Raw genomic sequence first — 26,092 nt, 5'->3', positions numbered from 1 at the left:
AACGGGGGTCGAACACCGGTTCCCCGTGCCAGAATCCTCCGACGCCTCAGAGGGTGGGCGACGGGGGATGCCATGAACGCACGGGGAGCCGGTCCCGCCCTTCGGGTGGCCGTGTTCGGCCTGACCGTCACGGTCGTGGGGTACGCCCTGCTGGTGGCGTGGCTGGCCGGGAACGCGTACGTCAACGACCGGGCCGTCGACCACTACCGAGCGCACACCGAACTGTCCCTCGGCCGGGTCCTGAAAGACGCCTCCGCCTCCGAGGACGTCCGCGTCAGCTGGACCGACGAGGCGGGCCATGAGCACGTCCAGCTCTTCACCCCGCCCTCCGACAGCTACCCGTACCGGAAATACGGCGCGTTCCCCGTCGGGTACGACCCGACCGAGACGAACCCCAGCGGTCACTTCTACGACTATCGCGAGTCCGGGCCCCGGCGCCTCGACGAGAACGGCCTCATCGGCTCCGCCGTCCTCGCCGCGCTCGGAGCCGCCGGTGTCTGCGCCGCATGGGCCCGCCGCGGCCTGACGTTCCGGCTCGCGGCCCGCTGCCCGGGCCGTCCCATGACGGCCGACGTGCGGGCCGGGACGCGCGCCCGGTCCTTCCACTGGCAGGCCGCGAGGACGCCGTGGCTCGTCCTGGACGACCGGCACTGGCAGCGCGTGATGTGGCACCCCGCGCTCGCCGAGCACTGGGACGGCACCTCCGTGACGGTCCACGGCGACCGCACCGCCGTGGCCGTCCTGCCGGACGGAACCCGCCTGGTCCCGGTGGGCCGGCTGCACCACCGGGTACCGACCCGCCTGACCTTCACTCACGTCCGGACCGCCCCCGCCCACGCGTGGTGGCGGCGGGCCTGGCCGGCGACGGCGTACGGTACGGTCTTCGGCTTCGCCGCGGGTTTCTGGCTGGGCGACGGCACCCTGCTCGCCGTGGTCGGCCACACCCTCGCGTGGACGACCCTGTCGACCGCGCTGTGGGCCCTGTACGCCCCGGAGCTCTAACCCACCGTCTCGAACCGCCACCGGTGCACGGCCCGGGACACCAACTCCCCGTCCGGCTCGGGCAGTTCGGGGAGTACGGCGTCGAACTCGGCGTCCCACCACGTGATCACCAGCACCCGGTCCTGCGGCGCCCGGAACGTCTCCCGGCGCAGCGGAGGCGGCTCCAGTTCCTGTGCCCGGGCCCAGGCCAGCAGCTCCTCGCCCCGCCCGTCGACGGCCCGCGCCTCCCACATCAACGCGACCGTCACGAGTAGAGGTTCTCCTTGCTGACCTCGTGGACGTGGTCGTGCCCGGGGACGTGCGGATCGGTCACCGGGAGCGAGGAGTCCGCCGACAGGTCCCAACTGGAGGCGGGCCGGTTGCGGGCGACCATCTCGGCGCCGAGCGCGGCCACCATCGCCCCGTTGTCCGTGCACAGCTTGGGCCGCGGCACGCGCAGCCGGATACCGGCCGACTCGCAGCGCTCCTGGGCGAGCGCCCGCAGCCGGGAGTTGGCCGCGACGCCGCCGCCGATCATGAGGTGGTCGACGCCCTCGTCCTTGCAGGCCCGCACGGCCTTGCGGGTCAGGACGTCGACGACCGCCTCCTGGAAGGAGGCCGACACATCGCGCACCGGCACCTCCTCACCGGCCGCGCGCTTCGCCTCGATCCAGCGGGCGACCGCCGTCTTCAGCCCGGAGAAGGAGAAGTCGTACGCCGGGTCGCGCGGCCCGGTCAGCCCGCGCGGGAAGGCGATCGCGTTCGGGTCGCCCTCCTTGGCGTACCGGTCGATGACCGGACCGCCCGGGAAGCCGAGGTTCAGCACACGGGCGATCTTGTCGAAGGCCTCGCCGGCCGCGTCGTCGATGGTCGCGCCGAGCGGCCGTACGTCGGTCGTGATGTCCGTGGACAGCAGCAGCGACGAGTGGCCGCCGCTCACCAGCAGGGCCATCGTCGGCTCGGGCAGCGCCCCGTGCTCCAGCTGGTCCACGCAGATGTGGGAGGCGAGGTGGTTGACGCCGTAGAGGGGCTTGCCGAGGGCGTAGGCGTACGCCTTGGCCGCCGAGACGCCGACCAGCAGGGCGCCCGCGAGACCGGGACCGGCGGTGACGGCGATGCCGTCGAGGTCCTTCGCCGTGACGCCCGCGTCCTTCAGCGCGCGCTCGATGGTCGGCACCATCGCCTCCAGATGGGCCCGGGAGGCGACCTCCGGCACGACCCCGCCGAAGCGCGCGTGCTCGTCGACGCTGGAGGCGACGGCGTCGGCGAGCAGGGTGGTGCCGCGGACGATGCCGACGCCGGTCTCGTCGCAGGAGGTCTCGATGCCGAGGACGAGTGGTTCGTCAGCCATGGTTCTTCTCTTCACTCGCAGGGTCGATGATCAGGCGCATCACGAGGGCGTCGACGTTGCCCGGCTGGTAGTAGCCGCGGCGGAAGCCGATGGGCGCGAAGCCGAAGCGCTCGTACAGCTTCTGCGCGCGGACGTTGTCCACCCGGCACTCCAGCATCACCTCGGCGCACTCGAACGCGGTGGCCGCCTGTAGCAGTTCGGTCAGCAGCCGCCCGCCGAGGCCGGTGCCCCAGTGGTCGCGGGCGACGGCGATGGTCTGCACGTCCGCCAGCTCGCCGGAGGAGGCGAGTCCGGCGTACCCGACGAGCCGTCCGTCCTCCTCGGCGACCAGGTACCGGCGGTTCGCCGTGGCGCCGCGCGCATGGGCCAGCTCGGACCAGAACATCCCCCGCGACCAGGCGTCCTCGGGGAAGAGGTCCCGCTCCAGCTCCAGCACCGGATCGATGTCCCACCAGCGCATCTCACGCAGTACGGGGGTCACTTGGGGGTGACCACCTTGTAGTTCTTGGGGACCTGGGCGTCGGGCCGGCGCAGGTACAGCGGCCGGGGCGCCGGCAGTTCCTCGCCCGCGGCGAGCCGCTCGGCGGCCAGCGCGGCGAGGGCGGCGGCCGACACGTGCTCGGGCGCGCGGGCGTCCGGGAAGGTGTCGGGGTAGAGCAGCGCGCCGGCGCCCACGGCGGGCACCCCGGCGACCTGCTCGGCGATGTCGGCGGGCCGGTCCACGGCGGGGTCGGTCACCCGGGTGCGGCGGTCGTCGTAGCGCGCCCAGTAGACCTCCTTGCGCCGGGCGTCGGTCGCCACGACGAAGGGGCCCTCGACGTCCGTGGCGTACGCGAGCCCGTCCAGCGTGCACACGCCGTGCACGGGGACGCCGAGCGCGAGGCCGAAGGTGTCGGCGGTCATCAGCCCGACCCGCAGCCCGGTGTAGGGGCCCGGTCCGATCCCTACGACGATGCCGGTGACGGCGTCGAGCCTGAGCCCGGCCTCGGCGAGGACGCGGTCGACGGCCGGCAGCAGCAGCTCGCCGTGCCGGCGCGCGTCCACCTGACTAGAGGAGGCGATGACGTCCGTTCCGTCGTGCAGGGCGACGGTGACGGCGGGGGTGGCGGTATCCAGAGCGAGCAAGAGCACGCAAACAGCCTACGGCTCCCGCGCCGCGCACATCGCCGCCCCGGCGGGACGCCCACCGACTGCTAACGTCGCGAAGGATCACTGCGTACGACACAGAGGTGGACGACCGTGCCCAGTACCTCCGCCGGAATCGTCACCGGACTGACCACCGCGGCCCTCGTCACGGTCGGTGTCCTCGCCTATCAGGCCTCGGCGACCGTGCCCGCGACGCTCGGGCGGGCGCACACGAGTGCCACTCCCGAGGTCGCCGCCGCCAAGGCGCCCCGCGACACTCGTCACCCCGCCGCCCTGCCGGGCGGTTCCGGAACGGGTGAACGGGTCGTGTACTCGGTGGACGACGACCGGGTCTGGCTGGTCGCGGCGGGCGACAAGGTCACGCGGACCTTCGAGGTCACCCCCGGCACGGTCGACCCGGCGCCGGGCTCCTACTGGGTCACGTCCCGCTCGAACACGGTCACCGGCACCGACGGCACCCCCATCGAGCACGTCGTCCGCTTCGCCACCGTCGGCAGCGTCACGATCGGCTTCAGCGCGGCCGTCGCCGCGCCCACCGCGCCCGCCGACCCCACGGTGCGGACGGGCGGCATCCGGGAGACCCGCCCGGACGGCAACGCGATGTGGACCTTCGCGACGATCGGCCGGAAGGTGATCGTGATCCGCTAGGCCGCTTCCCGGTGCGGTTCCCGTGCGACCGTCTCGGGGTCCGGCAGGCGTGGTGGGGTCGAGATCGTGTGCGCCGCGGCGCAGGCCGCCAGCAGGTCGCGCATGGGTACCGCGGACACCGCGCGCGGCGTCGACTCGTCTCGTTCCGTGGCCGACATGGTCGCCTCCTGAGCACCGGGGGCGGACGTGGTTAGGTAGACCTAACTACGAACTGGATACCATGTGACCACGCACAAGACGCCTAAAGCAATATCTTGCCGACGTCTTGTCGGAACGTTCACCGAAATCGGCGCCTGTCCGGTCAGGCGGTGAGCAGGCTCAGGTCGGCCGCCGCCCAGCGCTCGCCGAGCCCCGTCAGCGTCACGTGCCGCACCTCGTCGGTGGTGTCCCCGACCGCGCGGTGGATCTGCACCTGGAGCCGGTCGTCGGTCAGCTCCTCGACCTTGCCCTCGCCCCACTCCACGACGATCACCGAGTCGGGCAGCGAGACGTCGAGATCGAGGTCCTCCATCTCGTCGAGCCCGCCGCCCAGCCGATAGGCGTCGACATGGACGAGCGGCGGACCGTCACCGAGGGACGGGTGGACACGGGCGATCACGAAGGTCGGGGACGTGACGGCGCCGCGCACCCCCAGCCCCTCGCCCAGACCCCGGGTCAGCGTCGTCTTGCCCGCGCCGAGCTCTCCGCTGAGCATCACGAGATCCCCGGCCCGCAGCAGCTTGGCCAGCTTCCGGCCCAGCTCGCGCATCTGCTCGGGGGAGGTGACGGTCAGCTCGGTCTCAACCGGGCTGTGCGGTACTGCTTCCATAACCGCCAACCGTAGCCCCTGCCGGCACGGCGCCCGCGCGGGTGAGGAGGTCCGCGAGGCGGTCGGTGACGACTTCCGGGTGCTCCAGCATCACCAGATGCCCCGCGTCCGGCACCAGCACCAGCTCGGCGTCCGGCAGCAGCCCGGCGATGGCCTCACTGTGCTCGCTGGGCGTGACGAGGTCCCCGATCCCGGCCAGCACCAGCACCGGCAGGTCCCTGAAGTGGGCGAGGGCCTCGGTCTTGTCGTGGTCGGTGAAGGCCGGGTAGAACTCGGCGACCACGTCGATCGGCGTGGCCTCGATCATCCGCTCGGCGAACCGCGCGACGGCCGGGTCGACGTCCCGCGACGCGAACGAGTAGCGCTTGATGATCCCGGCGAACAGGTCGGCGGTGGCCTGCCGCCCCTTCTCCACCAGCTCGGCCCGCTGCCCCAGCGCCTTCAGCAGCCCCGGCAGCACGCGGCGCACCGCGTTCACACCCGCGACGGGCAACCCGAAGTTGACCTCGCCGAGCCGCCCGGAGGACGTCCCCACCAGAGCGACGGCGACGACCCGCTCCCGGATGAGCTCCGGGTACTGGTCGGCGAGCGCCATGACGGTCATCCCGCCCATGGAGTGGCCGACGAGCACGAGCGGCCCCTCGGGCGCGGCCGCGTCGATGACGGCCTTCAGGTCCCGCCCGAGCTGGTCGATGTCGACCGGCACGTCGTCCTGCACCTGCCGCACCCCGCGCCCGGACCGCCCGTGGCTGCGCTGGTCCCAGTGCACGGTCCGCACGACCCCGCGCAGCGCGGCCCGCTGGAAGTGCCAGGAGTCCTGGCTCAGGCAGTAGCCGTGGCTGAAGACGACGGTGACGGGCAGCGGCGCCTTCCGTCCGAACAGCCGTCGCCGGCGCGGCGCGGACCCGCCCTCCGGCTCCACGTCGTCGACCTCGTAGTACAACTCCGTGCCGTCGTCGGCGTACGCCTTGCCCGGCATCCCGCGCAGCGAGCCGTACGGTCCCGCCGAGTCCAGGGCGAGCCGCGCCTTCTTGCGCATCCCGCGTCCGACGGTCATCCGCTCCAGGGCGACACCGGCCGCGGCCCCCGCCGCGACCACTCCTATCGCGGCCCCGGCGAGCCCGGTCGCCCGGCGCCAGTTGCCGGCCGCCCCCGTGGCGGAGGCGAGGGCCGCGACGGCCTCCGCACTGCTCTCGCTCACGTACCGCTCCTCTTCACCGGGCCACCGGACTGGTGTTCGCTGCTGCTGGGCGTTTACCCAGCTGGTCCGTCATTCACCTAAAAGAACTCACACGCAAAGAGCGCACATCGAAAAGAACTCAAACGGTCGCATGGACATAGACGCGGGGAACGCGCGATCCGATGCGCGTGACGATCTCGTACGCGATGGTTCCCGCCGCCTGCGCCCAGTCCTCGGCGGTGGGCTCGCCGCGGTCGCCGGGCCCGAAGAGTACGGCCTCGCTGCCGACGGCGGGCTCGTCGCCCCCCAGATCGACGACGAACTGGTCCATGGCCACCCGCCCGGCCACCGTCCGCCACTTCCCGCCGACCAGCACCGGACCGGTGCCGGAGGCGTGCCGCGGAACGCCGTCCGCGTACCCGACCGGGATGAGGCCGAGGGTGGTCTCGCCCGGGGTGACGTAGTGATGTCCGTAACTGACCCCATGTCCGCCCGGCACCCGCTTGACCAGCGCCACCGACGCCGAAAGCGTCATCACCGGCCGCAGTCCGAGGTCGGCCGAGCTGCCGATCTCGGGACTGGGCGAGATGCCGTAGACGGCGACGCCGGTGCGCACCAGGTCGAAGTGGGCCTCGGGAAGGGTCAGCGTGGCGGGCGAGTTGGCGATGTGCCGCACCTCGGGGCGGACGCCGGCCCGCTCGGCGTACGCGAGCATCTCCCGGAACGTCGAGAGCTGGGCGGCGATGGAGGGGTGCCCGGGTTCGTCGGCGCAGGCGAAGTGCGACCAGAGCCCGGTGATCCGGACGACCCCCTCGGCCTCGGCGCGCAGCGCCTCGCCCACCAGCTCGGCCCAGTCGGCGCCGGGCTGACAGCCGTTGCGCCCGAGCCCTGTGTCGCCCTTGAGCTGCACCCGCGCGGTCTTCCCCACCGCACGGGCCGCGTCGACGACCTCCCGCAGCGCCCACATCCCGCTCACGGACACGTCGAGATCGGCCTGGACGGCCTCCCGCCAGGGCCCGCCGGGGGTCCAGAGCCAGCACATGATCCGTACGTCGTCGATCCCGGCGGCCCGCAGCGCGAGGGCCTCCTCGGGCGTGGCGGTACCCAGCCACCGCGCCCCCGCCTCGACGGCCGCGCGGGCACACGGCACCGCCCCGTGGCCGTACGCGTCGGACTTGACCACGGCCATCAGGGCCGCGCCCGGCGCGAGGGCGCGCAGGGTCCGCACGTTGGCCCGCAGGGCGGCCAGATCGATCTCGGCGCGGGCGCGCAGGGGCGCGCCCGACTGGGCAGCTGTCTCACTCATGGCGCCCCCAGTGTCTCAGAGGGACCGGACACCCCTTCGTACGCGTAGGGCCTGTCCGGCGGATCATGCCGCAGACGCGGGGTCTGGCACGCCGATCTGCGGCGTTGTCGTCGGTTGCCGACGCTCCGCGTCGCCGCCCTCCTCCGCCTTGCAGCCCGACGCACCAGACCCCGCTCACCGGCGCTGATGAGGTGCCGCCGCTTTCCTGCAACCTGATCCGCCGGACAGGCCCTACGTCCCGGACCGCCGCCCCCACACGAACACCCGGTCGCCGGTCTTCAGCACGCCCCACAGTTTCCGGGCGTCGCCGATGCGCAGATTGACGCAGCCCATGGAGCCGACGGTGGTGAAGATGGAACCGTAGACGGCGTGGAAGGCCTGTCCGCCGTCGAAGAACTGCGCGTAGGGCATGGGCTGGTGGTACAGCGTCGAGACGTGGTTCTTGTGCTTCCAGTAGATCTTGTGCCAGCCGCCCCGGGTCGGGTACGCGGTCCGCCCGCTCCGCATGGGCACGGGCCCGTAGACGACCTTCTTCCCCTTCTGCACCCAGGTGATCTGCCGCGTGAGATCGACACACGCGACGCGATACGACCGCACGGGACACTTCTTGGCGGCGTTGGGGTTCTTCCGGGCCGACAGGTACTGCATCCGGGCCCAGGTGACGGGGCCCGCGAACCCGATGGCGGGCGTGATCTTCTGCTTCTTCTGGAAAGCGCGGATGGCCTTGCAGTCGGCGGTCGACTGCTTCCCGTCCACCTTCCGCTTCAGCCACTTCTCCACCTGCCGCTGAAAGGGCCCGGTCGACTTCGTGCACGCCACGCGCTCGACGGCGTCCCGGAGCGGCACGTACTCGACCAGGTCGTACGCCCCCACGGCGGCGTCGGCCGGCTCGACCGCGTCCTCGGCGGCACTGGGCGTGTACACCTTGGGCGCCAGCACCTGATCCGGCGTATCGATCTGCCAGGGCTGATACACCCCGGGCACCAGCTCGGCCTCGGGCCCGGCAGCGGGGGGTGACGGCTCGGCGGCGGCGCCCTCGGCGGGCAGGAGAACGGCAGCGACGATCATCACAGCCAGGCTTCGGTGGGCGATATGTCTGCTGATCATGCGATCAGAGAAACGTGCCCCGGGGTAGCTGGGGGGGTGCCGCGCGGCGGGGTCACTCGTTTTGAGGAGCGGTGCGCGTCCCCGTCCTGGCTCTGCGTCCGCCCCTCACCCCCCGCCCCCTACCCCCTGACGTCCCGCCAAGCCCTCCCCACCGCCCCCGCCACATCCCCCGCCCCCACCGGCGCCCCGTCCGCCGCGAGCCGTCCGGCCAGACCGTGCAGGTACGCCCCCACGCTCCCCGCGTCCAGCGCGGAGAGCCCCGCCGCCAGCAGCGATCCCGTCAGCCCCGACAGCACGTCCCCGCTCCCGGCCGTGGCCAGCCATCCCGTCCCGGTCGGATTCACCCGCACCGCCCCGCCACCGGAATCGGCGACCAACGTGGTCGACCCCTTCAGCAACACGGTCGCCCCGTACCGCGCCGCCAACTCCCGTACGGACTCCAGCCGAGCCCCCTCGACCTCCTCCCGGGCGACCCCCAACAACGCCGCCGCCTCCCCCGCATGAGGGGTCATCAGCGTCGGCGCGCTACGCCCCCGCACCACCTCCCGGTCGGCCAGCCGCAGCCCGTCCGCGTCGATCAGCACCGGCACCTCCGCCTCCAGCACCTCCGCCACGGACGCCGCGTCGTCCCCCGCCCCGGGCCCGACGACCCACGCCTGGACCCGCCCGGCCTTCGCCGGTCCCTGATCCGAGACGAGCGTCTCGGGGAACCGTGCGACGACCGCGTCCCCGGCCGGCCCGACGTACCGCACGGCTCCCGCGCCGCCCCGCAGCGCTCCCGCGACGGCCAGCACCGCCGCGCCCGGATACCGGGCGGACCCGGCGGCGATCCCGACCACTCCGCGCCGGTACTTGTCGCTCTCGGCCCCCGGCACCGGCAGCAGCCCGGCGACATCCGCGTGCTGCAAGGCCTCGATCTCCGGCTCGCCGGGCAGCGACAACCCGATGTCCACCAGCCGCACCACCCCGGCGTACTCCCGCGCCGGATCGATCAGCAGCCCCGGCTTGTGCGTCCCGAAGGTGACGGTCAGATCGGCCCGTACCGCCTCCCCGCGCACCTCCCCGCTGTCCGCGTCGACGCCACTGGGCAGATCGACGGCGACGACGGCGGCCCGCGACCGCTCGACGACGGCGACCAGAGCCGCCGCGTCCGCCCGCAGCCCGCCCTTGCCCCCGATCCCGACGATGCCGTCGAGCACGAGATCGGCCCGCAGGATCGCACCCTCCGCGCGCCCCGCCGGCACCACGGAACCGCCGGCCCGCCGCAGCGCCGCGAGGCCGCCCGCATGGGCCCGCTCCGGAGCGAGCAGTACGGCGCTCACCCCCGCCCCGCGCCGCGCGAGCCGCGCCCCGGCGTACAGGGCGTCGCCCCCGTTGTCCCCGCTCCCGACCAGCAGCACCACCCGGCTGCCGTACACCCGCCCCAGCAAGTCCGCGCAGGCGGCGGCGAGTCCGGCCACCGCCCGCTGCATGAGCGTTCCCTCCGGCAGCCGGGCCATCAGCTCCCGCTCGGCCGCCCTGACCGTCTCCACGTTGTACGCAGTACGCATGGGGTCGAGTCTCCCCGGACTACCCCTCCGCCACCACCACAGCCGACGCCACTCCCGCGTCATGACTGAGCGACACGTGCCAGGACCGCACCCCGAGCGCCGCGGCCCGCGCCGCCACCGTCCCCGTCACCCGCAACCGCGGCTGCCCGCTGTCCTCGACGTACACCTCGGCGTCGGTCCAGTGCAGCCCGGCCGGTGCGCCGAGCGCCTTGGCGAGCGCCTCCTTGGCCGCGAAGCGGGCGGCGAGGGAGGCGATCCCCCGCCGCTCACCGCTGGGCAGCAGCAACTCGCGCTCCAGGAACAGCCGTTGAGCCATCCCCGGCGTCCGCTCCAGCGCCGCCTCGAACCGCTCGATCTCCGCCACGTCGATCCCGACGCCGACAATGCTCATCTCACTCCACAGTCACCGACTTCGCCAGGTTCCGAGGCTGGTCGACCTCGTTGCCCCGAGCCGTGGCCAGCTCACACGCGAACACTTGCAAGGGAACCGTAGCGACCAGCGGCTGGAGCAGGGTCGGGGTGGGCGGAATCCGGATCAGATGGTCGGCGTAGGGCACCACCGCCTCGTCGCCCTCCTCCGCGATGACGATGGTCCGCGCCCCGCGCGCCCGGATCTCCTGGATGTTGGAGACGATCTTGTCGTGCAGCACCGACCGGCCGCGCGGGGACGGCACGACCACCACGACCGGCAGATCGTCCTCGATCAGCGCGATCGGCCCGTGCTTGAGCTCTCCCGCCGCGAACCCCTCGGCGTGCATGTAGGCGAGCTCCTTGAGCTTCAGGGCGCCTTCGAGGGCCACCGGGTAGCCGACGTGCCGGCCCAGGAACAGCACGGTGTTCTTGTCGGCGAGCGAGCGCGCGAGCGTCCGTACCGGCTCCATGGTCTCCAGGACCTTCTCCACCTCGCCGGAGATCTTCGACAGGTCCCGGACGACGGCCACGATCTCGTCGCCCCACTTGGTGCCCCGCACCTGCCCCAGATAGAGCGCGACGAGGTAGCACGCCACCAGCTGCGTCAGGAACGCCTTCGTGGAGGCGACCGCGACCTCCGGCCCGGCGTGCGTGTAGAGCACCGCGTCCGACTCGCGCGGGATCGTCGAGCCGTTGGTGTTGCAGATGGCCAGCACCTTGGAGCCCTGCTCGCGGGCGTGCCGCAGCGCCATGAGCGTGTCCATGGTCTCGCCGGACTGGGAGATGGCGATCACCAGCGTCCGCGGGTCCAGGATCGGGTCGCGGTAGCGGAACTCGCTCGCCAGCTCCACCTCGCAGGGGATGCGCGTCCAGTGCTCGATGGCGTACTTGGCGATCAGCCCCGCGTGGAAGGCCGTACCGCACGCGACCACCACGACCTTGTCGACCTCGCGCAGCACCCCCGTCGGGATGCGCACCTCGTCCAGGGTCAGGGACCCGGCCGCGTCGATGCGCCCCAGCAGGGTGTCGGCGACCGCCTTCGGCTGCTCGGCGATCTCCTTGAGCATGAAGTAGTCGTAGCCGCCCTTCTCGGCGGCCGAGGCGTCCCAGTCGACGTGGTACGAGCGGACGTCGGCCGGCCGGCCGTCGAAGCCGGTCACCGTCACCCCGTCGCGGCGCAGCTCGACGACCTGGTCCTGCCCGAGTTCGATGGCCGAGCGCGTGTGGGCGATGAACGCGGCGACGTCCGAGGCGAGGAAGGACTCGCCCTCCCCGACGCCGACGACGAGCGGCGAGTTCCGCCGGGCCCCGACCACCACGTCCGGCTCGTCCGCGTGCACGGCGACCAGCGTGAACGCCCCCTCCAGACGCCGGCACACCAGCCGCATCGCCTCCGCGAGGTCCCCGGCCGAGGAGAACTCCTCGGCGAGCAGATGCGCGACGACCTCGGTGTCCGTCTCGGACGCCAGGTCGTGGCCGCGCTCGGCCAGTTCGGCCCGCAGCGCGGCGAAGTTCTCGATGATCCCGTTGTGGACGACCGCGACCCGCCCCGCGTTGTCGAGGTGCGGATGCGCGTTGGCGTCCGTCGGCCCGCCGTGCGTGGCCCAGCGCGTGTGCCCGATCCCGGTCCCGCCGGTCGGCAGCGGCCGGTCGACGAGCTCCTTCTCCAGGTTGACCAGCTTCCCGGCCTTCTTCCCGGCGGCGAGCCCGCCGTCGGCGAGGACGGCGACCCCCGCCGAGTCGTACCCCCGGTACTCCAGCCGCTTCAGTCCGGCCATCACGACCTCGAGCGCAGACTGCGACCCCACGTATCCCACGATTCCGCACATGCGCGGCAGCCTACGCATCCCCGACCGGCCGAAAGGGCTTCCGCGTGCCCGATATCGGAAATTCCCACGGCCATACGAACGCGAGCAGCACGCCACTACGGCCACGGGCGTACGAGTCTCGGTCGAGGCGTGACGGACCCCACCCGCCATCCCGTTCAAACTCCGTTAACAATGGACTGTGATCTCTCCGGTCTCCTCGACCCCCCGGAGCGCCCACCGGAACAAGCCGGAGGCGACTCCCTACGTCGACCTCACCCGTTCCGAGTGGAGCGCGCTGCGCGACAAGACGCCCCTGCCCCTGACGGCGGAGGAGGTCGAGCGGCTGCGCGGCCTCGGCGATGTCATCGACCTCGACGAGGTGCGGGACATCTACCTGCCGCTCTCCCGCCTCCTCAACCTCTACGTCGGCGCCACGGACGGCCTCAGAGGCGCCCTGAACACCTTCCTGGGCGAGACCGGCGCCCAGACCGGCACCCCGTTCGTCATAGGGGTCGCGGGCTCGGTCGCCGGCGGCAAGTCCACGGTCGCCCGGCTCCTGACGGCCCTGCTCTCCCGCTGGCCCGAGCACCCGCGCGTCGAGCGCGTCACGACCGACGGCTTCCTGCTCCCCACCAGGGAGCTCCGGGCGCGCGGCCTGATGTCCCGCAAGGGCTTCCCGGAGTCCTACGACCGCCGGGCCCTGACCAAGTTCGTCGCCGACATCAAGGCCGGCAAGGACGAGGTCACGGCGCCCGTCTACTCGCACCTCATCTACGACATCGTCCCCGACGAGAAGCTCGTGGTGCGCCGCCCGGACATCCTGATCGTCGAGGGCCTCAACGTCCTCCAGCCGGCGCTCCCCGGCAAGGACGGCCGCACCCGCGTGGGCCTCGCCGACTACTTCGACTTCAGCGTCTACATCGACGCCAACCCCGACGACGTCGAGCGCTGGTACCTCAACCGCTTCAAGAAGCTGCGCCAGACCGCCTTCCAGGACCCCAACTCGTACTTCCGCAAGTACACCCAGGTCTCCGAGGAAGAAGCCCTCGAATACGCCCGCACCCAGTGGCGGACCATCAACAAGCCCAACCTGATCGAGAACATCGCCCCCACCCGGGGCCGCGCCACCCTCGTCATCCGCAAGGGCCCGGACCACAAGGTCCGCCGCCTGAGCCTGCGCAAGCTGTGACCAAGTGACCGGGGCCTGTTAGAAAAGGCGTCATGCTGCATCTGCGCCTGATCACGCCGTCCGACACGACGGACGCCGTGGTCCGCCTGATCGAGAAGACGGTCGGCACCACGCACCTGGTCGTGGTGCCGGGCGCCGCCCGCAACCCGGCCGGGGACGTGGTGATGTGCGACGTGGCCCGCGAGGCGGGCGACGAACTCATCAGCTCACTCCAGGAGTTGGGCCTCGACAGGACCGGCTCGATCGCGGTCGAGAACATCGACCTGTCCCTGTCCAAGCGGGCGGACAAGGCCGAGAAGGAAGCGCCGGGCGAAGGCGCGGACGCGGTCCTCTGGGACCACCTCACCGACGCCACCCACGAGGAGTCGACGCTCTCCGTCACCTATCTGGCCTTCATCACCCTGGCCACGATGATCGCGGCCTGCGGTGTGGTCCTCGACAACGCGATCCTCATCGTCGGCGCCATGGCCGTGGGCCCGGAGTTCGGCCCCCTGGCCGCCTTCAGCACCTCCATCGTGCAACGCCACCCCCGGCTGGCGCTGCGCTCCCTGATCGCCCTGCTGGTGGGGTTCGCGGTGGCGATGGTGGTGACGGTCGGCTTCAGCTTCTTCATGGACGCCGTGCACCTCTTCAGCGACGAGCAGCTGGACGCGCCGCGCCCCAACACCAACTTCATCTACCGGCCGGACTGGTTCTCGTTCGTGGTGGCGGTCCTGGCCGGCTGCGCGGGCACCCTGTCCCTGACCTCGGCCAAGTCGGGCGCCCTGGTGGGCGTGGCCATCTCGGTGACGACGGTCCCGGCAGCGGCGAACGCGGCGGTGGCCTTCAGCTACAGCGAGTACAAGCAGGCATGGGGCTCGACGGAACAGCTCCTGCTGAACCTGCTGGGAATCGTCCTGGCAGGAACACTCACGTTGCTCGTCCAGAAGTGGCTGTGGCGACGCCCCTGAAGGGGCGCGGGGAACTGCGCGACAAGCCACGACGAACCCGCCGCCCGCACCACACAGAACCCCCCACCCCAAGCCCGGAACAGCCCTACCCCAGCGCCGACTTCACCGCATCAGCAAGCCGCCCCGCCACAGACCGCGCCTGATCGATATCCGCGGCCTCGACCATCACCCGAACCAACGGCTCGGTCCCGGAAGGCCGCAACAACACCCGCCCGGTCGAACCGAGTTCCCGCTCAGCCTCGGAAACGGCAGCGGCAAGCTCCGCCGAGTTCCCCACCCGGGACCGGTCCACGTCCGGCACATTGATGAGCACCTGGGGCAACCGCTCCATCACAGCGGCCAGTTCACGCAGCGACCGCCCGGTCTCCGCGACCCGCGCCGCCAGCATGAGCCCGGTCAGAGTGCCGTCCCCGGTGGTGGCGTGATCCAGAATGATCACGTGCCCGGACTGCTCGCCGCCGAGCGCGTACCCGTGCTCCTTCATGGACTCCAGCACATACCGGTCCCCCACGGCCGTCTGCACCAGCGTCAGCCCCTCCCGCTCGAGCGCGAGCTTGAACCCGAGGTTGGACATGACGGTCGCGACAACGGTGTCGGCCCGAAGCGCGGAGCGCTCCCGCATGGCCAGCGCGAGGACGGCCATGATCTGGTCCCCGTCGACTTCCTCACCGGTGTGGTCGACGGCGAGGCACCGGTCCGCGTCCCCGTCGTGCGCGATGCCGAAGTCGGCCCCGTGCTCGACGACCGCCGCCTTCAGCAGCCCGAGGTGCGTGGACCCGCAGCCGTCGTTGATGTTGAGCCCGTCCGGGTCGGCCCCGATCGTGATGATCTCGGCACCGGCGCGCGAGAACGCCTCCGGCGACACCCGCGCCGCGGCACCGTGCGCCTCGTCGAGGACGATCTTCAGCCCGTCGAGGCGGTTCGGCAGCACACCGATCAGATGGGCGACGTACTGATCGAAGCCCTCCAGATACTCCCGCACCCGTCCGACCCCCGCACCGGTCGGCCGCTCCCACGGCTCGCCGTGCCGGTGGGCCTCGTAGACCGCCTCGATCCGCTCCTCCAGCTCGTCGTCGAGCTTGTGCCCGCCGCGGGCGAGGAACTTGACGCCGTTGTCGGGCATCGCGTTGTGGCTGGCGGAGAGCATGACGCCGAGGTCGGCGCCGAGCACGCCCGTGAGATAGGCCACGGCCGGGGTCGGCAGCACACCGACCTTCAGGACGTCGACGCCGGCGCTCGCCAGGCCCGCCACCACGGCGGCCTCCAGGAACTCCCCGGACGCACGCGGGTCCCGTCCGACCACCGCCGTCGGCCGGTGGCCCTCGAAGGTACCCGCCTCGGCCAGCACGTGGGCCGCCGCGACGGACAGACCGAGCGCCATCTCGGCGGTCAGGTCCGCGTTGGCGACGCCGCGCACGCCGTCCGTGCCGAAGAGTCGTCCCACTTGTCCTCCTGATGAAGCTTGATGAAGCTGATGAAGCGTCACTTTCGAGATCACCGTCGGAGATCACCCAGGATCACCCGATCACACAAGCCTTTGAGCGCCTTGTGCCGTTATACGCCCACGGCTGTGATAAACGAACGCCCCGGCGGCACTGTGGCGTGCCGCCGGGGCGTTCGGACGTACTGCGTACTGCGAACGTATGCGAGTACGGGCTGCAGGCAGCGAAGCTTAACGCTTGCTGTACTGCGGAGCCTTGCGGGCCTTCTTGAGACCGGCCTTCTTGCGCTCGACCGCACGGTCGTCGCGGCGGAGGAAGCCGGCCTTCTTGAGCGGGCCGCGGTTGTTGTCGACGTCGGCCTCGTTCAGCGCGCGGGCGACACCGAGACGGAGCGCACCGGCCTGACCGGAGACACCGCCACCCGCGATGCGGGCGATGACGTCGTAGCGGCCTTCGAGCTCGAGCACCTTGAAGGGCTCGTTGACTTCCTGCTGGTGCACCTTGTTCGGGAAGTAGTCCTCGAGGGTGCGACCGTTGATCTTCCACTTGCCGGTGCCCGGGACGATCCGGACGCGGGCGATGGCGTTCTTGCGACGGCCCAGGCCGGCGGCCGGCTGCGGGTCGCCGAAGCGGGACGCGAGCGACTCGGAGGTGTACTCGCCCTCGACGGGGACGTCCGACTCGGTGGTGTAGCTGTCGATGTCGACAAGCTCGGTCTCTTCGACCGGCTGCTCAGCGGTGGTCTCGGCCACGATGCTCCTCAGATTTCTTTTCTGTCTTAGGGGGTGGCCGGAACTACTGCGCGACCTGGGTGATCTCGAACGGCACCGGCTGCTGGGCAGCGTGCGGGTGCTGGTCGCCCGAGTAGACCTTCAGCTTCGAGAGCATCTGACGGCCCAGGGAGTTCTTGGGGATCATGCCCTTGATGGCCTTCTCGACGGCCTTCTCCGGGTTGTCACGGAGCAGGTCGTCGTAGCGGACGGAACGCAGACCACCCGGGTAGCCGGAGTGGCGGTACGCCATCTTCTGGGTCCGCTTGTTGCCGGACAGGTGCACCTTGTCGGCGTTGATGATGATGACGAAGTCGCCCATGTCCATGTGCGGGGCATAGGTCGGCTTGTGCTTGCCGCGGAGGAGGTTCGCGGCGGTGGTGGCCAGACGGCCCAGGACGACGTCCTGAGCGTCAATGACGTGCCACTGGCGAGTCACATCGCCGGGCTTAGGGCTGTACGTACGCACTTCTCAGCCTTCTTCTTCAGGGATGGGTGCTGACACAAGGCATCCTTGAAGCGATCGTGCAGCTGGGGACGACAGAAGCCGGGAAGACTGCCCGTATGCCGCCCACTGGTAACTGCTCCAGGGAACCTACGTAAGGGCTTCTGGCGTGAGTACGACCTAGCCAATACGCATAACAAACTGGAAGGGTACTAGCGGTACCCCGGACGGGTCAAAACGAGCGACCCCGGCGGCCCCACGCGTCCCCCCTCTATGATGCGCCCCATGAGCTTTGGGCAGCAGGGGGGACCCCAGTCCCAGTGGGATCCCTGGAAACCGAATTCCCAGCAGCCGTGGAACGGCGGCACCGACGGCCAGACCCCGGACTGGGCGGCCCTCGCCGAGGCATCGGAGACCCGTAACAGGCGGCGCAAGCTGCTGTTCATCGTCGGCGGCGCCCTCGCCACCGCGGCGATAGGCACCGCCGTCGCCATGGCCGTGGTCTCCGCCAACGGCGGCGACGACGAGGCGTCCACCACGTCCTCGCTGCCCGCGACGGCGGACATCCCGAGCCAGTCCGCGACGGACCCGTCCTTCGCCCCGACCAGCGCCCCGCCGCCGCTGGACCCGAAGGACTTCATCTCCAGCAGGACCAAGGACACGGCCCCGCTCAGCGCGGAGATCCTCTTCCCCGGCACGCAGCTGACCATGGGCGAGACGGTCTACAAGAAGGGCGCCACGGCCGACACCAAGAAGTGCGCCTCGGCCGCCAACGCCAACGGCACCCTCGGCAAGGTCCTCACCGCCAACGGCTGCACCAGCGTGATGCGGGTGTCGTACATGAAGGACGGCGTCGCCGTGACGGTCGGCGTGGCCGTCTTCAACACCGAGGCCGAGGCGCGGAAGGCCAAGGGCCAGGCCGACGACAAGAGCGTCATCGCCTCCCTGTCCGGCGACGGGATCAAGCCGTTCTGCAACGCCGCGGTGTGCCGCACGACGACCAATTCCTACGGCCGCTACGCCTACTTCACCACCGCCGGTTTCCTCAACGGCAAGGACGTCACGACGAAGAGCACCCAGGTGGAGAAGACCGGCAACGACCTGGCCGAGTTCACCTTCCGCCAGATCCGCCGCCGCGGCGAGGCCCAGGCTTCGGCGGCGGCGAACCAGTAGGCGGCACCCGGTCGCTACCGGGTCTCCCAAGAGGTCTCCCAAGAGGTCTCCCAGGGGACGTTCAGCACCGGCTCGGCGGCCGTGGCCCCGCCGCCCCGCGCGACCGGCGCGGGGTGGTCCGGCCGCCGGGCCACGGCCCTGAAGACCCACGTCCGGTACGACCAGAACCGGAACAGGGTCGCGACGCCGATGCCGAAGAACTTGCAGACGTTCGTGGCGAGCGTGCCGTCCAGGCCGAGGCCGTACGTGGTGACGTAGAGCACCCCGTTCTCGATGACGAGCCCGATCGCGCTGAAGAAGAGGAAGAGCCCCATCTCCTTGCGCCGGCGCATCCTCGTCTCCTGGTCGCGGTCCCGGTAGGTGAAGTACCGCAGGCCCAGGTAGTTGGTCAGGATGGCGACGGCCGTCGCCAGGACACCCGCTCGCACGGGCGGCCATCCGAGGACGCCCGTGACGATGTTGAAGACCCCGAGGTTGACCACGAACCCCGAGGCCCCCACCAGGCCGAACTTGGCCACCTCGCGGTACAGCTTGCCGAACCGCGAGGGAGTCGCGTGCCGTCCGCTCATGATCCCCGCTCAGCCCCGCCGGTTGCGCATCCGCAGCCGCAGCGGCACCAGGGCCGACTCGATCTGCGTGGACAGGTTCATCTTGGAGACGCCCTCGGTGCGCTCCTCGAAGCGGATCGGGATCTCGACGGCGCTGTGTCCGGCCCGCACGGCCTTGAACTTCAGCTCGACCTGGAAGCTGTAGCCCGCGCTGTCCAGGGTGGCGAGATCGACGTCACGCAGGGTGGCGGCGGACCACAGGTTGAAGCCGGCCGTGATGTCCCGGATCTTGGTGCCGAGCACGGTGCGGGCGTAGCGGTTGGCGAAGCGGGACAGCAGCACGCGGTGCTTGCCCCACTCCTCGTCCAGCGAACCGCCCTCGACGTACCGGCTGCCGACGACCAGGCCGACGCCGGAGGCCACGGCCGTGCCGAGCATGCGTGGGACCGCTTCCACGGGGTGGCTGCCGTCGGCGTCCATCTGGACGACGTACGCGGCCCCCTCGTCGAGCGCGGCGGTCATGCCCGCGACGTAGGCACGCCCGAGCCCGTCCTTCTCGGTCCGGTGCAGCACGCTCATCCGCCGCCGCCCGTCCCAGTTGTACTTCTCGGCGAGCTGCTCGGCGATCCGCCCGGTGCCGTCGGGGCTGGAGTCGTCGACGATCTTCAGGTGCAGCCCGTCGATCGGCAGCCCGAGCACCAGCTCGGCCATCCTCGGCAGGTTGGCTGCCTCGTTGTAGGTCGGCATCACGATGGTGACCGGGACGCCGGGATATCTGTCGTGGCCCGTCATGTCTTTCTGTTCCCTCCCCTAGAGGCCCGGATAGTGCCTCTCCCCCACCGGGTCACGGGCCTTTCCCGCGCCCGGAATCCTTTTCTCAGATGTGCACCTTGCGGCGCGCGGCGTCGTCGTTGTCCCCGGTCGAGTCCTCCGCGGCACCCTTGCGGCGCTCAAGGAGCACCAGCTGAAGGGAGTCCAGCTTGCGGGTCCTGACCGTCCGGAAGGTCTTCTCGACCGCGGTCTGCGTCGCCTTCGGCATGCCGCTGAACGGCTGTCCGTCGAGGGTCGTCGAGACCACCCACAGCCGCTTGGCCTTCACCAGGCAGCTCCGGGGATGCGGGCACTCGGTCGCACCGAACGACCCCATTTCCTGCGGGGTGCGGTACATCAGCACGTCCCGCGGCCGCGCGGTGTCGTCCCTCAGTTCGTAGGCCATGGCCCGGCGCTCGGTCATCACACCGCTGAAGGCGATCCCGTCGCCCTTGCGCTGCTCGGCCAGGATGATCCGGGCCGCGCCGCGGAAGTCCGGCTCGCCCAGCGCGTTGTGCCGGGTCTCGCTAAGGCCCGGCAGCGCCTGGAAGGCCAGCCCGGCGACCGCGGCCGCGGCCAGGACCCAGCCCAGGCCGCGCCGCGCGACCGCGCCGGAACCCGTCTTGGCCCCCACCACCGGTCCGGCGAGGCGGCCCACGGCGACGGACGCGAGCAGCACCCACGCGGGCGCCGTGAACAGCAGATAGCGCGGCAGGAAGAGGTGCAGCTGAGCGGCGGTGGCGTAGGTCGCCACGGGCGGCAGCACGATCCAGAGCGCGAGCGGAAGGGCCCACCGGCCCGCGAAGAACAGCCCGATCACGCCGAGTGCCATGACCGGTACGGCCACCGCCCAGGACCCGAACAGGTTCTTCGGGAAATCGATCAGGTCCTGCAGCACCGGGTTGTTCCAGGCGATCTGGCCGCTCTGCCCCGAGCCCGAGATGGCCATCGGGGTGACGAAGCACACGCCCAGGCCACACGCCGCGAAGTAGGCCCAGCCGACGATGCGGTCTCCCGCCCGCCGCTTGAGCAGCACCATGGCCAGGTGCGCGGCGAGCACCGCGAGGGAGGCCAGATGGCTCCAGCCGATCAGCGGCACGGACAGTGTGTAGGCGATCCAGCCCTTGAACGAGGGCCGCTCCAGGGCCCGCGCGAGCAGCAGCGTCGACAGCAGGACCGCGGCGACGGCGAAGGCGTACGGCCGGATCTCCTGGCCGTACCGGGTGGTCAGCGGTACGACGGCGAAGGCGAGCCCGGCGGTGACGCCCACCTGCGTGGTGAACAGCCGCCGACCGAGCAGGGCGAGCAGCCCCGCCGACGCGGCCATGGCCACGGCGCCCGGGATACGCATCGCGGTCGGGGAGTCCCCGGCGACAGCGATCCAGATGTGCATCATCACGTAGTACGGCGTGAACACGACGTCGATCGAGCGGATCAGCTGGCTCAGATCGTGGAACGACAGCGTGGCCGCCCACCAGGTGGCGTGCTCGTCCCGCCACAGCTCGCGGTCGCCGATCCCGCGCCAGATCATGCCGAAGGCGAGCACCGTGGGCAGCAGGAACGTCACAGCGGCGGCGAGCCGGCCGCCCTTCGCCTCCTCGGGCTCGTCCTCCCCGGGCTCCTCCGCGGGCGGCTCCGGGTCGACCGGTGCCGGTGCGACGGGTGCCACGGGGGCCGCCGGAGCGGCGGTGCCGTGCGGCGCGTACGCCGCGTGCGGCTGCTGCCCCTGCCCCGGGTGGGCGTAGGCGTCCTGGGCCGGGTACCCGGGGTGCCCGGTGCCCTGCCCCTGGTACTGCTGCTGGGAGGCCGCGGCGACGTAGGCGTCGTACTCGGCGAACGGGTCCTGGCCCTCGGGGTGTCCCCCGTTCTGGCGCGTGACCGCGTCGTGGCTCATCGCTTCACCCAAATCCGGTAGGCGTGCTCTCCGCTGCTCGTGGTGTACGGGAACACGGCCGCCAGCCGGTAGTGGGAGTTGTTCTTCAACCCCTCCTTGACCGCTGCGTACGTCACCGGGCTGACGTCGCCGTGCATCACGATCGCGTCGAACTTTCCGTCACGGACCGCCTGCCGGAAGGCGTCGGGGCCGGTGTACTGCTTGCCGTCCTTGCCGCGGTAGTCCATGAAGTAGCTGTTCTGCCACTGGGTCCAGTCGGTCTTGTCCCGCAGGTAGTAGGCGGGGACCTCCTGCTCCTCGGCGAGGTAGGTGCCCTTCTTGTCGACGACCGTGCGCAGGTAGGCGGTCATCTGCGTGGAGTCCGGGAAGCTGTACGCGCGCTGGGCCTGCACCATGCCGAACACCAGCGTCAGGACGTACAGCAGGATCCCGAGCTGTGGATGCCGGAAGTGCGGACCGACCAGGCGGGCCATGCCGAGGCCGGCCATCGGCGCCGCGAAGAGCAGCCCGAAGCCGACGTGCTTGTAGAGCGAGATCTCGGTGTGCAGGTGGATCTGGTAGGCGGGGGCCAGCAGCGCGGTCCCCGTCAGCACCAGGCCGAGCGCGACACGCCGCCAGCGCCCCGAGGTCTCGGCGCCGAGCCACGGCATCTCGCCCATCCTCGCGCGCAGCGCGTACGCGATCGAGCCGCCGAGCGCGGCCAGGAAGACCAGCCCGCCCCACTCCGCGCTGTGCGAGAGCATCGTCGCGGCGGTGTCCGTGCCCTTCGCACGGTCGGTGGTCGTGGAGCTGATGCCGCCCAGCGGACCGGAGAGGACGTAGCCGACCCCGAGCAGAGCCACGATTCCGGCGCCCAGCGCCACCCCACGGACGAGCGCCCGGAGGCCGCGATGCCGGTGCGCGGTGATCACCGCGAGCACCACCAGGGTCGGCAGATACATGCCGGACGCGTACTTCACCCCGAAGGCCAGGGCGGCCGGCGGCGCCGCGAGCAGCACGGCCAGGTCGTTCATCCGGTCGGTCCGCACCACTGCCCAGGCGGCCAGCGCGAGCAGGAAGATGGCGGCGGCGTCGTACGTGGCGAAGTTGCCGAGCACGATCGTCGACTGGAGCACCGAGAACAGCGCCGCGGCCCCGAGCCCGGCGCGCGGGTTGAACAGGCGCCGGGTGAGCGAGTAGAGCAGCCCCGTGGCACCCAGCATGAACAGCAGACTGAGCAGCCGTACGCCCGTCAGGCCGAACTGGCTGTCCACGACGGCCGCGACCACCGGGTACAGCTTGGGGTGCCCGGAGAAGTAGGCGGCGAAGTCCACCGGCAGCTTGTCGCCGTGCAGCAGGTTGGCCAGTTCGTAGTGGCCGGACGCGATGTAGAGCGCCTCGTCCTGGAAGGCCGTCCCGCGCAGCCGCAGGGACAGCCCGGCCTGGATCAGCAGGATGCAGAGCAGCGCGAGCCGGCCGAGCAGCCGGCTGCGCTTGGTGTCCATCTCCCAGGCCGACTCCGGTACGGGCGGCAGCACATAGCCGGGCGTCTGCGGCACGGGCTCCGGCGCCACCGGCGCGGGGGCCGGCTGCGGTGCCGGGGCGGGAGCGGTGTACGTGGCGTACGGGTCGTACGGGGCGTAGGTCTCGTACGTCTGCTGGTCGGTGTACGCGGAGATCTGACCGTCGAACGTCCAGCTGCCGGACTCGGTCACCTCCCTGCGCACGGCCTGGCCCTGCTGCGCCTCGTCCGCGTAGAGCTGGTGCTCCTCCTGGTACTGCCAGGGATCGCGCGGCCGGTACTGCTGGGGGTACGGCTCCTGGTTCTGGTCGTACCCCTGATAGGTGTGCTGCTGGTCGGTCATGGCTTCGTCACATCGAATCCGAAGCGGGCATTCGCGGCCTGCTCCCGGAAGGTCTTCTCGGACAACGGACCGCTGTTGATGCGCCAGTCCGTCTCCTTGTCGAAGTTGAACCAGACGAACCCGATGAAGTCCTTCCGCTTCGCGGTCCCCTGGAAGAGGTCCTTGATGTCCGCCGGCTTGCGCTCGCCCGCCTGCGCCGCGGTCTCCGCGATGATGAACGGTTTCTTCGTGAAGGAACGAATCTGCGTGACCGAGGGTCCGTAGAGCGCGTCCCAGGTCGACGGGCCGTCCGTCGCGTAGTAGCCGATGATCCCGACCCAGTCGACGTAGTCGTCGCCCGGGTAGTACGGCTTGAGCTTCACCTTCGGCATCGGGTTGACGACGTTCGGGCTCCACACCCAGATGACCTGGGTGGCGCCCTCGTCGTCGAAGAGGTCATGGATGTGCTGGTACGCGGCGGTGAACTGCGCGGCGGTGGCCTTCTTGGTGCCCCACGGGTACCAGAAGCCGTTCATCTCGTGGGCGAAGCTGAGCGCCACGGGCAGGTTCAGCTCCTTGACGGAGCGCGCGTACGTCCGGATGTACTCGTCCTCCTTGCCCGAGGCGATGTCCTTGAGATCCACGTCGAAGGGTTCCCAGGCGATGAAGGAGAGGCCGCCGTAGTCCCAGGCGTTCTGGACGAGGCTCGTCTCGTAGCGGTCGCCCCAGGCGGAGTAGAACTCGATCAGGTTGGGCTTCTTGCCCGCCCGCTCGGCGAAGTCCTTGACGGCGTCCATCTTCTTGGGCGCCCCGTCGGCGGCCACGCCGAGGTACTCCTTGTCCGGCTGGAGCAGCGGACGCACGTCGTACGGCGGCTCCGGCTTCTCGGACTCGGTCGCGTCGGCCGTGGCACCCGGCTGCTCGCCCTGCGCGCGTTCGTACGCGTTACGGCCGTCGTCGGAGAAGGTGCTGCAGCCGCTGAGCAGGGCTCCGGCGAGCAGCACAGCGGCAATCGCCCGCACCCGCCACATGGCGCGAGCGGGGGAACTGGGGAGAGTCATACGGTCGCTTCCTGCGTTTCCCGGGCCCGCGGCTGAACGAGGACACGGCCGACGACGACGACGTAGAAAAGGCCTGCTGACAGCATCAGGGCGAAGTCCGGCGGGTACTCCGTGAGCATCCGCCAGCCGGCGACGATCACCCACAGCGCGGCAGTGCCGCCGGTCCAGCCGATCATGCCGATCCAGTAGCGGCGCATGCCGTTCTTCTTGGCGCCCTGCGATCCGGTCGGCTTCCAGCCCATGGGACGGCCGCGCAGCATGTCCCACACGGCGAAGACATGCGACCAGCCGTACATCATCCGCACCGCCCAGGCCTCCAGGCGGTACGGCGCCCGGTGCCACAGCGGCAGCACCAGCGTCACGTAGGCCACGCTGGGCAGCACCCACATCGCCGCCTCGGCCCGCATCAGATCGGGGCGCAGCACCAGCAGCGACAGCGGAATGATCGGCATCAGGAACGTCGCCAGCGCCGTCTGGATGTAGTAGAGGAACCCGGAGATATAGCACAGGCGGGTCTGGAACTTCAGGTCCAGCTCCCAGAAACGCTTGCTGGTGATCAGTTCCAGCGAGCCCATGCACCAGCGGTACTGCTGGTTGTGGAAGGCGCCGGCGGTGTCCGGGCAGACCCCGACCGACAGGGCGACCGGGACGTAGCGCAGCTTCCAGCCGAGCGCTCTGAGGTCGAAGCCGGTGTACATGTCCTCGGAGTGCTCGATGAGCGTGATGCCTCCGATCTGCGCGAGGGCCGCACGTCGGTAGACCGCGCACGAGCCGACGCAGATCGAGCCGTCCTTGTCCTCACGGGAGGTCTGAACCGAGCGGTAGAACTGCTCCTGCACCGCCCCGGCCCCGCGCTCGATCCAGTTCTGCCGGTCGGTGATGCGGAAGAACTGCGGCGACTGCACGATGCCGACCCTGGGGTCCGCGTCCATGTACGGCAGCAGTTCGTCGAGCAGATCGGCACGCGGCGCGAAGTCGGCGTCGAGGATCAGGATGTGGTCGCCGTCGGTGATGCCGAAGGCGTGGTGGAGATTGCCGGCCTTCTTGAACCAGCCGCGGTTGGGGCGCACGACGTAGTGGAAGCCGAAGTCCCGCGCCATGGCGCCGACCTCGGAGTCGGCGGCGTCGTCGAGGACGTAGACGTTGACCACGCCTCGGTAGGTGTCGGCGAGCCGGTTGACGTTGACCCAGGTGTTGTGGAGCACCTCCAGGGGCTCACCGCACACCGGCAGGAAGACGTCCACGCTCGGGTGGACCGCGGGCCGCCACCCGCGCACGAGGGCCTTGTGCGCTTTGGCGTCGAAGTCGCTGCTGAGTCCGTCGAGGTAGAGCGAGATGAGGTAGTCCGCGACGACGACGGCGAGCAGCGGCATCGTCAGCCAGAACCACGGGCTCGACGCCGTGAACAGGAACTGGCTGACGGCCAGGCACGCGAAACTGATCAGCGAACCGACCGTCAGCACCCACAGGTGGCGACGCGTGTACGAGTACTTCTCCGCGTCGTCCGGCGGCTGCGGCAGCAGGCTGTGGCTCTGCGTGCCCTTGCGCCGCCTTCGCTGCTGGGGTGCACGCGAATCAGCGTGTATCGCACTGCTCATGAAAACAAACCCCCAGGGGTCCTCGACGGCCCCGTGATCCCCACCCTGATGTCCGGCTGCCCCTTGATTCCGTTCAAACCTTCAACCGGAGCT

The 26,092-nt window shown here is 70.8% G+C and carries 26 protein-coding genes; 5 read left to right on the top strand and 21 right to left on the bottom strand.

Annotated elements, in window-relative coordinates; all coding sequences use genetic code 11:
- The first annotated feature begins 72 nt into the window (after positions 1-72).
- Positions 73-1,002 (top strand): hypothetical protein, encoded by a 930-nt coding sequence (locus tag EJC51_RS29385; protein ID WP_126273818.1) that lies wholly within the window; start codon positions 73-75, stop codon positions 1,000-1,002.
- On the opposite strand, the gene EJC51_RS29380 is transcribed toward EJC51_RS29385, so the two are convergent.
- The 4 genes from EJC51_RS29380 to tsaB are packed head-to-tail and all read right to left on the bottom strand — an operon-like array spanning position 999 to position 3,463.
- Positions 999-1,250 carry a hypothetical protein gene (locus EJC51_RS29380; RefSeq protein WP_126273817.1) on the bottom strand — a complete coding sequence of 84 codons (252 nt, stop codon included), beginning with the start codon at positions 1,248-1,250 and terminating at the stop codon, positions 999-1,001. The genes EJC51_RS29385 and EJC51_RS29380 overlap by 4 nt on opposite strands.
- A complete protein-coding gene (gene tsaD, locus EJC51_RS29375) occupies positions 1,247-2,332 on the bottom strand; it encodes a tRNA (adenosine(37)-N6)-threonylcarbamoyltransferase complex transferase subunit TsaD (RefSeq protein WP_126273816.1) in 1,086 nt (361 codons plus the stop codon). The genes EJC51_RS29380 and tsaD overlap by 4 nt, the downstream gene beginning before the upstream one ends.
- A complete protein-coding gene (gene rimI, locus EJC51_RS29370; RefSeq protein WP_126277174.1) occupies positions 2,325-2,792 on the bottom strand; it encodes a ribosomal protein S18-alanine N-acetyltransferase in 468 nt (155 codons plus the stop codon). Before rimI ends, tsaD begins: the two co-directional genes overlap by 8 nt.
- 17 nt (positions 2,793-2,809) lie before the next feature.
- Entirely contained in the window at positions 2,810-3,463 is a 654-nt protein-coding gene (gene tsaB, locus EJC51_RS29365) for a tRNA (adenosine(37)-N6)-threonylcarbamoyltransferase complex dimerization subunit type 1 TsaB (protein WP_126273815.1), read from the bottom strand.
- Between the two features lie 108 nt (positions 3,464-3,571).
- On the opposite strand from tsaB, the gene EJC51_RS29360 reads away from it, so the two are divergent.
- Complete coding sequence (locus EJC51_RS29360; protein ID WP_126273814.1) at positions 3,572-4,126, top strand: hypothetical protein; 555 nt, start codon at positions 3,572-3,574, stop codon at positions 4,124-4,126.
- Here EJC51_RS29360 and EJC51_RS47865 read toward each other — a convergent pair.
- The 8 genes from EJC51_RS47865 to glmS all read right to left on the bottom strand — a co-directional run bounded on the left by EJC51_RS47865 (position 4,123) and on the right by glmS (position 12,317).
- Positions 4,123-4,284 carry a hypothetical protein gene (locus EJC51_RS47865; RefSeq protein ID WP_165951198.1) on the bottom strand — a complete coding sequence of 54 codons (162 nt, stop codon included), beginning with the start codon at positions 4,282-4,284 and terminating at the stop codon, positions 4,123-4,125. The two genes, EJC51_RS29360 and EJC51_RS47865, sit on opposite strands and share 4 nt — an antisense overlap.
- Positions 4,285-4,427: 143 nt before the next feature.
- On the bottom strand, positions 4,428-4,934 hold the full coding sequence (gene tsaE, locus EJC51_RS29355; protein WP_079308642.1) for a tRNA (adenosine(37)-N6)-threonylcarbamoyltransferase complex ATPase subunit type 1 TsaE: 507 nt from the start codon (positions 4,932-4,934) through the stop codon (positions 4,428-4,430).
- A complete protein-coding gene (locus EJC51_RS29350; protein WP_126273813.1) occupies positions 4,906-6,135 on the bottom strand; it encodes an alpha/beta fold hydrolase in 1,230 nt (409 codons plus the stop codon). The genes tsaE and EJC51_RS29350 overlap by 29 nt, the downstream gene beginning before the upstream one ends.
- Positions 6,136-6,253: 118 nt before the next feature.
- Positions 6,254-7,420, bottom strand: a complete 1,167-nt coding sequence (gene alr, locus EJC51_RS29345; protein ID WP_126273812.1) for an alanine racemase — start codon at positions 7,418-7,420, stop codon at positions 6,254-6,256.
- Between the two features lie 231 nt (positions 7,421-7,651).
- Positions 7,652-8,527 (bottom strand): L,D-transpeptidase family protein, encoded by an 876-nt coding sequence (locus tag EJC51_RS29335; RefSeq protein WP_244362899.1) that lies wholly within the window; start codon positions 8,525-8,527, stop codon positions 7,652-7,654.
- 119 nt (positions 8,528-8,646) lie between these two features.
- Entirely contained in the window at positions 8,647-10,077 is a 1,431-nt protein-coding gene (locus tag EJC51_RS29330; RefSeq protein ID WP_126273810.1) for an NAD(P)H-hydrate dehydratase, read from the bottom strand.
- Positions 10,078-10,096: 19 nt separating this feature from the next.
- Positions 10,097-10,468 carry a holo-ACP synthase gene (locus EJC51_RS29325; RefSeq protein ID WP_126273809.1) on the bottom strand — a complete coding sequence of 124 codons (372 nt, stop codon included), beginning with the start codon at positions 10,466-10,468 and terminating at the stop codon, positions 10,097-10,099.
- A gap of 1 nt (position 10,469) precedes the next feature.
- Positions 10,470-12,317 carry a glutamine--fructose-6-phosphate transaminase (isomerizing) gene (gene glmS, locus EJC51_RS29320; RefSeq protein ID WP_126273808.1) on the bottom strand — a complete coding sequence of 616 codons (1,848 nt, stop codon included), beginning with the start codon at positions 12,315-12,317 and terminating at the stop codon, positions 10,470-10,472.
- 178 nt (positions 12,318-12,495) lie between these two features.
- Here glmS and coaA point away from each other — a divergent pair, with 178 nt between their 5' ends.
- Both coaA and EJC51_RS29310 read left to right on the top strand, forming a co-directional pair.
- Positions 12,496-13,485, top strand: coding sequence for a type I pantothenate kinase (coaA, locus tag EJC51_RS29315; protein WP_126273807.1), 990 nt, complete (start codon positions 12,496-12,498; stop codon positions 13,483-13,485).
- Positions 13,486-13,517: 32 nt separating this feature from the next.
- Positions 13,518-14,435: a DUF389 domain-containing protein gene (locus EJC51_RS29310; RefSeq protein ID WP_126273806.1), complete on the top strand. Its 918-nt coding sequence runs from the start codon at positions 13,518-13,520 to the stop codon at positions 14,433-14,435.
- A gap of 85 nt (positions 14,436-14,520) precedes the next feature.
- On the opposite strand, the gene glmM is transcribed toward EJC51_RS29310, so the two are convergent.
- The 3 genes from glmM to rplM form a co-directional block, all read right to left on the bottom strand.
- Positions 14,521-15,879 carry a phosphoglucosamine mutase gene (gene glmM / locus EJC51_RS29305; protein WP_126273805.1) on the bottom strand — a complete coding sequence of 453 codons (1,359 nt, stop codon included), beginning with the start codon at positions 15,877-15,879 and terminating at the stop codon, positions 14,521-14,523.
- A gap of 228 nt (positions 15,880-16,107) precedes the next feature.
- Complete coding sequence (gene rpsI / locus EJC51_RS29300) at positions 16,108-16,629, bottom strand: 30S ribosomal protein S9 (RefSeq protein WP_059192889.1); 522 nt, start codon at positions 16,627-16,629, stop codon at positions 16,108-16,110.
- 43 nt (positions 16,630-16,672) lie between these two features.
- Positions 16,673-17,116 carry a 50S ribosomal protein L13 gene (gene rplM / locus EJC51_RS29295; RefSeq protein WP_126273804.1) on the bottom strand — a complete coding sequence of 148 codons (444 nt, stop codon included), beginning with the start codon at positions 17,114-17,116 and terminating at the stop codon, positions 16,673-16,675.
- Between the two features lie 261 nt (positions 17,117-17,377).
- Between rplM and EJC51_RS29290 the strand changes: the two genes are divergently transcribed.
- On the top strand, positions 17,378-18,265 hold the full coding sequence (locus EJC51_RS29290) for a hypothetical protein (protein WP_126273803.1): 888 nt from the start codon (positions 17,378-17,380) through the stop codon (positions 18,263-18,265).
- Positions 18,266-18,279: 14 nt separating this feature from the next.
- On the opposite strand, the gene EJC51_RS29285 is transcribed toward EJC51_RS29290, so the two are convergent.
- The 6 genes from EJC51_RS29285 to EJC51_RS29260 form a co-directional block, all read right to left on the bottom strand.
- Complete coding sequence (locus EJC51_RS29285; RefSeq protein ID WP_126273802.1) at positions 18,280-18,834, bottom strand: GtrA family protein; 555 nt, start codon at positions 18,832-18,834, stop codon at positions 18,280-18,282.
- A gap of 9 nt (positions 18,835-18,843) precedes the next feature.
- Entirely contained in the window at positions 18,844-19,605 is a 762-nt protein-coding gene (locus EJC51_RS29280; protein WP_126273801.1) for a polyprenol monophosphomannose synthase, read from the bottom strand.
- Between the two features lie 85 nt (positions 19,606-19,690).
- Positions 19,691-21,517, bottom strand: a complete 1,827-nt coding sequence (locus EJC51_RS29275; protein WP_126273800.1) for a glycosyltransferase family 39 protein — start codon at positions 21,515-21,517, stop codon at positions 19,691-19,693.
- Positions 21,514-23,361, bottom strand: a complete 1,848-nt coding sequence (locus EJC51_RS29270) for an ArnT family glycosyltransferase (protein ID WP_244362898.1) — start codon at positions 23,359-23,361, stop codon at positions 21,514-21,516. The genes EJC51_RS29275 and EJC51_RS29270 overlap by 4 nt, the downstream gene beginning before the upstream one ends.
- Positions 23,358-24,401, bottom strand: coding sequence for a glycoside hydrolase family 26 protein (locus EJC51_RS29265; RefSeq protein ID WP_244362896.1), 1,044 nt, complete (start codon positions 24,399-24,401; stop codon positions 23,358-23,360). Before EJC51_RS29265 ends, EJC51_RS29270 begins: the two co-directional genes overlap by 4 nt.
- Positions 24,398-25,999 carry a glycosyltransferase family 2 protein gene (locus EJC51_RS29260; RefSeq protein ID WP_126273799.1) on the bottom strand — a complete coding sequence of 534 codons (1,602 nt, stop codon included), beginning with the start codon at positions 25,997-25,999 and terminating at the stop codon, positions 24,398-24,400. The genes EJC51_RS29265 and EJC51_RS29260 overlap by 4 nt, the downstream gene beginning before the upstream one ends.
- Positions 26,000-26,092 lie beyond the last annotated feature (93 nt).

Source organism: Streptomyces aquilus, from assembly GCF_003955715.1.
Taxonomy (GTDB): domain Bacteria; phylum Actinomycetota; class Actinomycetes; order Streptomycetales; family Streptomycetaceae; genus Streptomyces; species Streptomyces aquilus.
The sequence above is the reverse complement of the archived record's forward strand: the minus strand, read 5'-3'. Positions and strand labels throughout refer to the sequence as shown.

What these genes read in the sequence shown, in the direction of transcription:
- EJC51_RS29280 (WP_126273801.1), bottom strand. Translation starts at nt 19,605, where the DNA reads ATGACGGGCCACGACAGATATCCCGGCGTCCCGGTCACCATCGTGATG.
- EJC51_RS29290 (WP_126273803.1), top strand. Translation starts at nt 17,378, where the DNA reads ATGAGCTTTGGGCAGCAGGGGGGACCCCAGTCCCAGTGGGATCCCTGG.
- alr (WP_126273812.1), bottom strand. Translation starts at nt 7,420, where the DNA reads ATGAGTGAGACAGCTGCCCAGTCGGGCGCGCCCCTGCGCGCCCGCGCC.
- rimI (WP_126277174.1), bottom strand. Translation starts at nt 2,792, where the DNA reads ATGCGCTGGTGGGACATCGATCCGGTGCTGGAGCTGGAGCGGGACCTC.
- tsaE (WP_079308642.1), bottom strand. Translation starts at nt 4,934, where the DNA reads ATGGAAGCAGTACCGCACAGCCCGGTTGAGACCGAGCTGACCGTCACC.
- EJC51_RS29275 (WP_126273800.1), bottom strand. Translation starts at nt 21,517, where the DNA reads ATGAGCCACGACGCGGTCACGCGCCAGAACGGGGGACACCCCGAGGGC.
- EJC51_RS29270 (WP_244362898.1), bottom strand. Translation starts at nt 23,361, where the DNA reads ATGACCGACCAGCAGCACACCTATCAGGGGTACGACCAGAACCAGGAG.
- EJC51_RS29385 (WP_126273818.1), top strand. Translation starts at nt 73, where the DNA reads ATGAACGCACGGGGAGCCGGTCCCGCCCTTCGGGTGGCCGTGTTCGGC.
- glmS (WP_126273808.1), bottom strand. Translation starts at nt 12,317, where the DNA reads ATGTGCGGAATCGTGGGATACGTGGGGTCGCAGTCTGCGCTCGAGGTC.
- EJC51_RS29330 (WP_126273810.1), bottom strand. Translation starts at nt 10,077, where the DNA reads ATGCGTACTGCGTACAACGTGGAGACGGTCAGGGCGGCCGAGCGGGAG.
- EJC51_RS29325 (WP_126273809.1), bottom strand. Translation starts at nt 10,468, where the DNA reads ATGAGCATTGTCGGCGTCGGGATCGACGTGGCGGAGATCGAGCGGTTC.
- EJC51_RS29260 (WP_126273799.1), bottom strand. Translation starts at nt 25,999, where the DNA reads ATGAGCAGTGCGATACACGCTGATTCGCGTGCACCCCAGCAGCGAAGG.
- EJC51_RS29335 (WP_244362899.1), bottom strand. Translation starts at nt 8,527, where the DNA reads ATGATCAGCAGACATATCGCCCACCGAAGCCTGGCTGTGATGATCGTC.
- EJC51_RS29285 (WP_126273802.1), bottom strand. Translation starts at nt 18,834, where the DNA reads ATGAGCGGACGGCACGCGACTCCCTCGCGGTTCGGCAAGCTGTACCGC.
- tsaD (WP_126273816.1), bottom strand. Translation starts at nt 2,332, where the DNA reads ATGGCTGACGAACCACTCGTCCTCGGCATCGAGACCTCCTGCGACGAG.
- EJC51_RS47865 (WP_165951198.1), bottom strand. Translation starts at nt 4,284, where the DNA reads ATGTCGGCCACGGAACGAGACGAGTCGACGCCGCGCGCGGTGTCCGCG.
- EJC51_RS29265 (WP_244362896.1), bottom strand. Translation starts at nt 24,401, where the DNA reads ATGACTCTCCCCAGTTCCCCCGCTCGCGCCATGTGGCGGGTGCGGGCG.
- EJC51_RS29310 (WP_126273806.1), top strand. Translation starts at nt 13,518, where the DNA reads ATGCTGCATCTGCGCCTGATCACGCCGTCCGACACGACGGACGCCGTG.